Raw genomic sequence first — 7,648 nt, forward strand, 5'->3', positions numbered from 1 at the left:
GGGGGGGGCTCGGGGGGGGGGTGGGCGGGTGCCGCCCCCGCCCCCCCCCCCCCTCCCGGTCGTCGGCGCGTGGGGTCAGGCGCGGTCGGCGTCCAGCGGCTCCAGGTCCTCGTCCTCGTCCAGGTCGGTGTCGAGCTCGTCCTCCAGGTCCGCCTCGCCCTCGTCCTCGTCGTCATCGAGGTCGTCGTCGAAGACGGCGCTGACGTCGAACCGGCAGACCACCTGCTGCGGATCGACCTGCTCGAACGGCGCCTCCAGCCACTCCCCGGGCTCGGCCGGCTCGTCCGCCGCCGCCACCCAGAGGGTGGAGTCGCCCTCCTCCAGCCCGAACTCCTTGTGCCGGGAGGCGATCTCGTCGGGTTCGAACTCGCCGAACAGCAGGCCCAGCGCACCGTGGATCGTCCCGGAGGCCGGGGCGGCCTCGTCGCCGTCCGCCGCCTCGATCCGCTCCGCCTGCGCCAGCAGCCGCTGGGGTTCGGCGACGGCGTAGTCGCGGCGGATCAGTACGCTCAGCGCGTTCGGTTCCTCGGGGCCGGTGTAGGGCGGCAGTGCTTCCTCCGCACCGGGGATCTCGAAGGGTGTGACCTCGTCGTAGCGGTCGTAGAGCAGTTCGTCGTACACCTCTGCGGCCGCGGCCAGCTGGTTGAACGCCTCGTAGACGGCCGGGTCGTCCTCCCCCGACCTGCGTTCGACCGCGGCCAGGTGGCGGTCGAGCGCGGTCTTGACCGCCTCGGCGGCGGCGCGTACCTCGGCAGCGGTGGGCTGCGCAGCATCAGACATAGTGCAGACGCTATCCGTACCAGGGCCCAGCCCGCACAATAGATGCGATGCCGGAATACGAATTTGTCGACGTGTACGTACCTCGCGGGGTCTCCCGCAAGGAGACGGCACGTCTGCTGACGGACCATGCCGAGTACGGACACTGGGAGTTGCACCGTCTGAGCCTGCTGCGCGACGGCAGCCGCAAGGTGCGGTTGCGCCGGCGGATCATCCGCCAGGTGCGGGCCACGTGGTGAGCTGAGACGGCGCACCGGGAGAAGCAGCACGACCGGAAACGGGCCCCGCACGGCGGGGCCCGCTCCGTTGCCGGGGACGTCAGGCGGAGGCGCGCGCCTTGCGGTAGAGGACCGCGCCCGCCAGCAGGGCGCCCGCGCCGGCCGGCAACACGAGGCCCAGCGGCAGGTCACTGCCGGTGCTGGCGAGTTGGGACTCGGCCTCGGGCTGGGTGACGAACTGCCCGCGCGGCGGGTTGCCCTGCGAGGAGCCGCCCGGCGTCTCGGCGCCGGTGGAGGGCGGCGTGCCCGGGTCACCGGGGCCGCCGGGCCCCTCGGGGCTGCCGGGGTCACCCGGGGTGCCGGGGTCCGGGGGGCCGCCCGGCTGGCCGGGGTTCTCGTGGCCGCCGCCGGGCGGGGTGCCGTGGTCGTCGCCGTAGCCGCCGTTCGGGCAGTCGTTGCCCGTGCCGGGGGTGGCGATGCCGACGACGTCGACGCTGTTGCCGCAGACGTTCACCGGGACGTGGACCGGCGCCTGGACGTGGTTGCCGGAGCCGACGCCGGGCGAGTCACCGGCGTGGCCGTCCGCGTGCGAGCCGCCCCGGCCGTCCTGCTCACCGTGTTCGCCGTGTCCCCCCGACGACGATCCACCATCCTTGTTGTCGCACGCGTTGCCCACCGACGGGTTGAGCACGCCGATGACGTCGACCGTGTTGCCGCAGACGTTCACCGGAACGTGCACCGGCGCCTGGACCGTGTTGCCGGACAGCACGCCGGGCGAGCCGGAAGCGGCGCCCCGGGCGCCGGAGTCGGCGTGAGCGGAGCCGCCCGCGGCGGCGATCACGCCGGTCGCGGCCGCCACGGTCATCAGGCCCTTGCGGGTGATCTGTCGCATGACTGAATACCTGCCTTCGACGTTTTATCGAATTCTTCTCGAATTCCGTTGCAGAAGCGTCGGCCCCGGAGCGCATGGCTCGCGCTCCGGGACCGATGGCTTCGAAACTTCCCTCAGGGAGGGGCGGGCGTCACTGGTTGACGCAGGTGTTGCCGAGGGCGGGGTTCAGCAGCCCGATCACGGAGACCGTGTTGCCGCAGACGTTCACCGGAACGTGGACGGGCACCTGGATGACGTTGCCGGACACGACACCCGGGGAGTGCACGACGGCACCCTGGGCACCCGAGTCGGCGACTGCCAGGCCCGCACCCGCGAGAACCAGACCACCGGTGGCAGCCGCAGCAGCGACGACCTTCTTGATCATCATTCCTCCTAGTTGGCAAAGCGATCCATCGTGCGATCGCATTACCTGTAACGAGGAGGGAGTAATGAGGCTACGAGCTTATCGTCGCATTCACTCTTCCCAGTTGATTTCGCACGCGCGCCCGATTACCGGCGGCGATCCGTATGGGCTCAGGACGCGTCGATGAACCGGTCGAGCACCCGCACGCCGAACTGGAGGCCCTCCACCGGCACCCGCTCGTCCACGCCGTGGAACATGCCCGCGAAGTCCAGCTCCGGCGGCAGTTTCAGCGGCGCGAAGCCGAAGCCGCGGATGCCGAGGTCGTCGAAGGACTTCGCGTCCGTGCCGCCGGAGAGCATGTAGGGGATCGCCTTGGCGGTCGGGTCCTCGGCCAGCAGCGAGGACTGCATGGCCTGCACGAGCGCCCCGTCGAAGGTGGTCTCGACGGCCTTGTCGGCGTGGACGTCCTCACGGCGCACCTTCGGACCGAGGATGCGGTCGAGGTCGGCGAGGAACTCGTCCTCGAACCCGGGCAGGAACCGGCCGTCGACGTGGGCGGTCGCCTCGCCCGGGATGACGTTGACCTTGTAACCGGCGCCGAGCTGGGTGGGGTTGGCCGTGTTGCTCAGGGTCGCGCCGATGAGCTTGGCGATGCCGCCGAGCTTCGCGAGGGTCGACTCCATGTCCTCCGGGTCGAGCTCGGTCCCGAAGGCGTCGCCGAGCTCGTCGAGGAAGGCACGGGTGGTCTTGGTGACGCGCACCGGGAACCTGTGCCGTCCCAGCCGCGCGACGGCCTCCGACAGCTCGGTGATCGCGTTGTCGCGGTGGATCATCGAGCCGTGCCCCGCGGTGCCGGCCACCGTGAGCTTCATCCAGTGCATGCCCTTCTCGGCCGTCTGGATCAGGTACAGCCGCCGCTCCTCGCTCACGGTGAAGGAGAAGCCGCCCACCTCGCTGATCGCCTCGGTGACGCCCTCGAAGAGGTCCGGGTGGTGGTCGACGAGGTGGCGCGCCCCGTACGTGCCGCCGGCCTCCTCGTCGGCGAGGAACGCGAGGACGATGTCGCGCGGCGGCTTGCGCCCGCTGCGCATCCGGTCGCGGACGACCGCGAGGGTCATCGCGTCCATGTCCTTCATGTCGACCGCCCCGCGTCCCCAGACGCATCCGTCGGCGATCTCCCCGGAGAAGGGGTGGTGGGTCCAGTCGTCGGCGTTGGCCGGCACGACGTCGGTGTGGCCGTGGATGAGCAGCGCGGGCCGGGAGGGGTCCTCGCCCTCGATCCGGGCCACCGTGGAGGCGCGGCCGGGGTGGGACTCGAAGATCCGCGGTTCGAGCCCGACCTCGGCGAGCTTCTCGGCGACGTACTCGGCCGCCTTGCGCTCGCCCGGACCCGAGTGGTCGCCGTAGTTGCTGGTGTCGATCTGGATCAGCTCGCGGCAGAGGTCCACGACCTCGTCCTCGCCGGTGACGCTCCTGGCCGTGTCCGTCTCGCTCACGTGCTTCCTCCCGCTGTCACTGCTGGTGGGTCCCCCTCATCCTCCCTCCACGCGCCGCGCTCCCCAAGAGCGCTCCCGGGCTGTCACACCCCGGTCGGGCCGGCGCAGGGGTGTGATCGGCCACCCCCGGAAGCCTGGTAATGTTTACGTCGTCGCCGCGGGGAGAGCCCGCGTGACAGACACCTTGTCCGGGTGGCGGAATGGCAGACGCGCTAGCTTGAGGTGCTAGTGCCCTTTATCGGGCGTGGGGGTTCAAGTCCCCCCTCGGACACACGAAGGCTGAGGGCCGTGACCGCGAGGTCATGGCCCTCCGTCGTTGCCGCGGAAGGTGACCATGACCACGCGTTCCTGCCCGTGCGGGCTCCGCGAGGCCTACGAGGCCTGCTGCGGCCGGTACCACTCGGGCGCCGCCGCGCCCACGGCCGAGGCGCTGATGCGCTCGCGGTACAGCGCGTTCGTGCGCGGGGACGCCGCCTATCTGCTGCGCACCTGGCATCCGCGGACGCGGCCCGGCCGGCTGGAGCTCGATCCGGGGACGCGCTGGACGGGGCTGGAGATCCTGGCGACGAGCGAGGGGTCCGCGTTCCACGCCACCGGAACCGTGGAGTTCCGGGCGTCGTACCGGGGCGGGTCGCTGCACGAGCGGAGCCGCTTCGAGCGGGTCGACGGGGCGTGGGTGTACGTCGACGGGGACTTCCCGGCGTAGCGGGGATCAGGGCGCCAGGATGTCGAGTTCCTGGAGGGCGCCGACCGTGATCTCCCGGGTCAGTTCCTCGGCCCGGGCCGCGTCGCCCGCGCGCACGGCCTCGGCGACCTGGACGTGCAGGGTGACGGCGGCCGGGTCGGGGTCGTCGAACATCACGTCGTGATGCGTGCGGCCGGCCAGCACCTCGGCGACGACGTCGCCGAGGCGGGCGAACATCTCGTTGCCCGACGCGTCCAGGATGACGCGGTGGAAGGCCGTGTCGTGGACGAGGTAGCCCTCCAGCTTGTGGCCCCGTGAGTGGGCGACCATGCCGAGGGCACACTGGGTGAGTTCGGCGCACTGCTCGGCCGTGGCGTGCCGGGCGGCGAGGCCGGCCGCGATCGGTTCGATCGCCGAGCGCAGCACGGTGAGCGAGCGCAGCTGCTGCGGGCGGTCGGCGCCGGCCAGCCGCCAGCGGATGACCTGCGGGTCGTAGACGTTCCACTCGGACTTGGGGCGGACCGTGACGCCGACGCGGCGGCGGGACTCGACCAGGTGCATGGACTCCAGGACGCGGACGGCCTCGCGCATCACGGAGCGCGACACGTCGAAACGCTGGGCGAGTTCGTCGGTGAGCAGGACGCTGCCCGGCGGGTACTCCCCCGCGGTGATCTCGGGGCCGAGGGTGTCCAGAACGCGGCCGTGCAGCCCCCGGCCCGGTGTGCTCATGCACTCAGCGTACGGTGTGGATCACGCAGACAAAAAGTCAGACTTATTAATCACCACCTCTTGTATTCATCTCATCTAATGGGTTTCACTCGCGTCGACATCACGTGTCGACGAAGACAGCAGACAGTGAGGCAGCGATGAACACCCCCCACGTCGTCGTGGTCATGGGCGTCGCCGGTACCGGCAAGACCACCATCGGTCCTCTGCTCGCGGCCCGGCTCGGCGTTCCCTACGCCGAGGGCGACGACTTCCACCCGCAGGCCAACATCGCCAGGATGTCGGCCGGCACCCCGCTCACCGACGAGGACCGCCTTCCCTGGCTGGACGCCATCGGCGGGTGGGCGCACCGGCGGGCCGGGCTCGGCGGGGTGGTCAGCTGCTCGGCGCTGAAGCGGTCGTACCGCGACCGGCTGCGGGCCGCCGCACCGGGCGTGGTCTTCGTGCACCTCACGGGCGACCGCGCGCTGATCGAGGACCGGATGTCGCACCGGCGGGGGCACTTCATGCCCACGGCGCTGCTCGACTCCCAGTTCGCCACGCTCCAGCCCCTGGCGGCGGACGAGGCGGGGGTCGGCGTGGACGTCTCGGGCAGCCCTGCGGAGATCACGGAGCGGGCGTTCACCGCACTCTCCTCGCTCCCCGAGCCCACCCCGTAGCCCTGCCGGCTCCTCCCCTCCCCTACTCACCAACGCAAGGGACAACCCCACCGTGACCAGACTCAGCGTCGAGATGCTGGCAGCGGACGCGCCCGAGCCGATCACCTCGGCCGGCCACGCTCAGCTGGGCATCGCCGTCCTGGCGGGCATCGCCGTCATCGTGCTGCTCATCACCACGCTCAAACTGCACGCCTTCCTGGCGCTGACCATCGGGTCCCTGGCACTCGGCGCGATCGCCGGGGCGCCGCTGGACAAGGTCCTCATCAGTTTCAGCACCGGCCTCGGCACCACGGTCGCCGGTGTCGGCGTGCTGATCGCCCTCGGCGCGATCCTCGGCAAGATGCTCGCCGACTCCGGCGGCGCCGACCAGATCGTCGACACCATCCTGGCCAAGGCCGGCGGGCGGTCGATGCCGTGGGCGATGGTGCTCATCGCCTCCGTGATCGGGCTGCCGCTGTTCTTCGAGGTCGGCATCGTGCTGCTGATCCCCGTGGTGCTGATGGTCGCCAAGCGCGGCAACTACTCGCTGATGCGCATCGGCATCCCGGCGCTCGCGGGCCTGTCCGTGATGCACGGCCTGGTGCCGCCGCATCCCGGTCCGCTGGTCGCGATCGACGCCGTCGGGGCCGACCTCGGCATCACGCTGGCGCTCGGTGTCCTCGTCGCGATACCCACGGTGATCATCGCCGGTCCGGTGTTCTCGAAGTACGCGGCCCGCTGGGTGGACGTCCCCGCCCCCGACCGGATGATCCCGCAGCGTGCCTCCGAGGACCTCGACAAGCGGCCCGGCTTCGGTGCCACGCTCTTCACGGTGCTGCTGCCGGTGATCCTCATGCTGGCGAAGGCGCTCGTGGACATCGTGATCGACGACCCGGAGAACGTGGTCCAGCGCGTCTTCGACGTGATCGGCGCCCCGATGATCGCGCTGCTCGCCTCGGTGCTGGTCGGCATCTTCACGCTGCTGCGGCCGGCCGGCTTCTCCAAGGAGCGCGTCTCGCCGCTCGTCGAGAAGAGCCTCATGCCGATCGCGGGCATCCTGCTGATCGTCGGCGCGGGCGGCGGCTTCAAGCAGACGCTGATCGACACGGGTGTGGGGCAGATGGTCCTGGACGTCTCCGAGGACTGGGCGATCCCCGCGCTGCTGCTGGCCTGGCTCATCGCGGTGGTGATCCGCCTCGCGACCGGGTCGGCGACGGTGGCGACGGTCTCGGCGGCCGGTCTGGTCGCCCCGCTCGCGGCCGACATGTCGACCACGCACGCCGCGCTGCTCGTCCTCGCCATCGGTGCCGGATCGCTGTTCTTCAGCCACGTCAACGACGCCGGGTTCTGGATGGTGAAGGAGTACTTCGGGCTGAGCGTCGGCCAGAACATCAAGACGTGGTCCGTCATGGAGACGATCATCTCGGTGGTGGCCGGGGGGATTGTCCTGCTGTTGTCCCTGGTGTTGTAGGACGCGGGGCGGACGGATGGACGGAGCGGGACGGGCGGCGCCGGCGGTCGCGCCGCCCGTTCCGTGGTTCTGGGTGGGGGTGCGGGGCCGTGGCGGTGCGGGTGTCGGGCGGATGCGGGTGCGTCGTGGCTTGTCGGACCCTCCCCCGCACCCCCGAGCACGAGCCCCGGTGCCGGTGTCCGGCGGCTTCCCCGTGCGTCCTGGCCTGTCGCGCCCTCCCCCGCACCCCCGAGCGCGAGCCCCGGTGCCGGTGTCCGGCGGCTTGCCCGTGCGTGGCTGGTGTCCGGCGGCTTGCCCGTGCGTCGTGGCCTGTCGCGCCCTCCCCCGCACCCCCGAGCGCGAGCCCCGGTGCCGGTGTCCGGCGGCTTCCCCGTGCGTCCTGGCCTGTCGCGCCCTCCCCCG

The 7,648-nt window shown here is 71.3% G+C and carries 9 protein-coding genes and 1 tRNA gene; 5 read left to right on the top strand and 5 right to left on the bottom strand.

What is annotated here, in order from left to right; all coding sequences use genetic code 11:
• Positions 1–75: 75 nt before the first annotated feature.
• On the bottom strand, positions 76–780 hold the full coding sequence (locus ACFW6P_RS04735) for a hypothetical protein (RefSeq protein WP_386422934.1): 705 nt from the start codon (positions 778–780) through the stop codon (positions 76–78).
• Between the two features lie 47 nt (positions 781–827).
• Between ACFW6P_RS04735 and ACFW6P_RS04740 the strand changes: the two genes are divergently transcribed.
• Positions 828–1,016: a DUF5703 family protein gene (locus ACFW6P_RS04740; RefSeq protein WP_010045410.1), complete on the top strand. Its 189-nt coding sequence runs from the start codon at positions 828–830 to the stop codon at positions 1,014–1,016.
• 79 nt (positions 1,017–1,095) lie between these two features.
• Here ACFW6P_RS04740 and ACFW6P_RS04745 read toward each other — a convergent pair whose 3' ends face one another.
• The 3 genes from ACFW6P_RS04745 to ACFW6P_RS04755 all read right to left on the bottom strand — a co-directional run bounded on the left by ACFW6P_RS04745 (position 1,096) and on the right by ACFW6P_RS04755 (position 3,726).
• Positions 1,096–1,887 (bottom strand): chaplin, encoded by a 792-nt coding sequence (locus tag ACFW6P_RS04745; protein WP_386422935.1) that lies wholly within the window; start codon positions 1,885–1,887, stop codon positions 1,096–1,098.
• Between the two features lie 130 nt (positions 1,888–2,017).
• Positions 2,018–2,251, bottom strand: coding sequence for a chaplin ChpH (chpH, locus tag ACFW6P_RS04750; protein ID WP_386422978.1), 234 nt, complete (start codon positions 2,249–2,251; stop codon positions 2,018–2,020).
• Positions 2,252–2,400: 149 nt separating this feature from the next.
• A complete protein-coding gene (locus ACFW6P_RS04755) occupies positions 2,401–3,726 on the bottom strand; it encodes a M20/M25/M40 family metallo-hydrolase (RefSeq protein WP_386350668.1) in 1,326 nt (441 codons plus the stop codon).
• Between the two features lie 186 nt (positions 3,727–3,912).
• On the opposite strand from ACFW6P_RS04755, the gene ACFW6P_RS04760 reads away from it, so the two are divergent.
• Positions 3,913–3,997 (top strand) — tRNA-Leu (locus ACFW6P_RS04760).
• A gap of 63 nt (positions 3,998–4,060) precedes the next feature.
• A complete protein-coding gene (locus ACFW6P_RS04765; RefSeq protein WP_386350665.1) occupies positions 4,061–4,432 on the top strand; it encodes a YchJ family protein in 372 nt (123 codons plus the stop codon).
• Between the two features lie 6 nt (positions 4,433–4,438).
• On the opposite strand, the gene ACFW6P_RS04770 is transcribed toward ACFW6P_RS04765, so the two are convergent.
• Positions 4,439–5,140, bottom strand: a complete 702-nt coding sequence (locus ACFW6P_RS04770; RefSeq protein ID WP_386350662.1) for a FadR/GntR family transcriptional regulator — start codon at positions 5,138–5,140, stop codon at positions 4,439–4,441.
• Positions 5,141–5,277: 137 nt separating this feature from the next.
• Here ACFW6P_RS04770 and ACFW6P_RS04775 point away from each other — a divergent pair, with 137 nt between their 5' ends.
• Together ACFW6P_RS04775 and ACFW6P_RS04780 are read left to right on the top strand one after the other, a co-directional pair.
• Positions 5,278–5,796, top strand: a complete 519-nt coding sequence (locus ACFW6P_RS04775) for a gluconokinase (RefSeq protein WP_386350659.1) — start codon at positions 5,278–5,280, stop codon at positions 5,794–5,796.
• Between the two features lie 52 nt (positions 5,797–5,848).
• On the top strand, positions 5,849–7,246 hold the full coding sequence (locus tag ACFW6P_RS04780) for a GntP family permease (RefSeq protein WP_386422937.1): 1,398 nt from the start codon (positions 5,849–5,851) through the stop codon (positions 7,244–7,246).
• Positions 7,247–7,648 lie beyond the last annotated feature (402 nt).

It is taken from the genome of Streptomyces sp. NPDC058741, assembly GCF_042746715.1.
Taxonomy (GTDB): domain Bacteria; phylum Actinomycetota; class Actinomycetes; order Streptomycetales; family Streptomycetaceae; genus Streptomyces.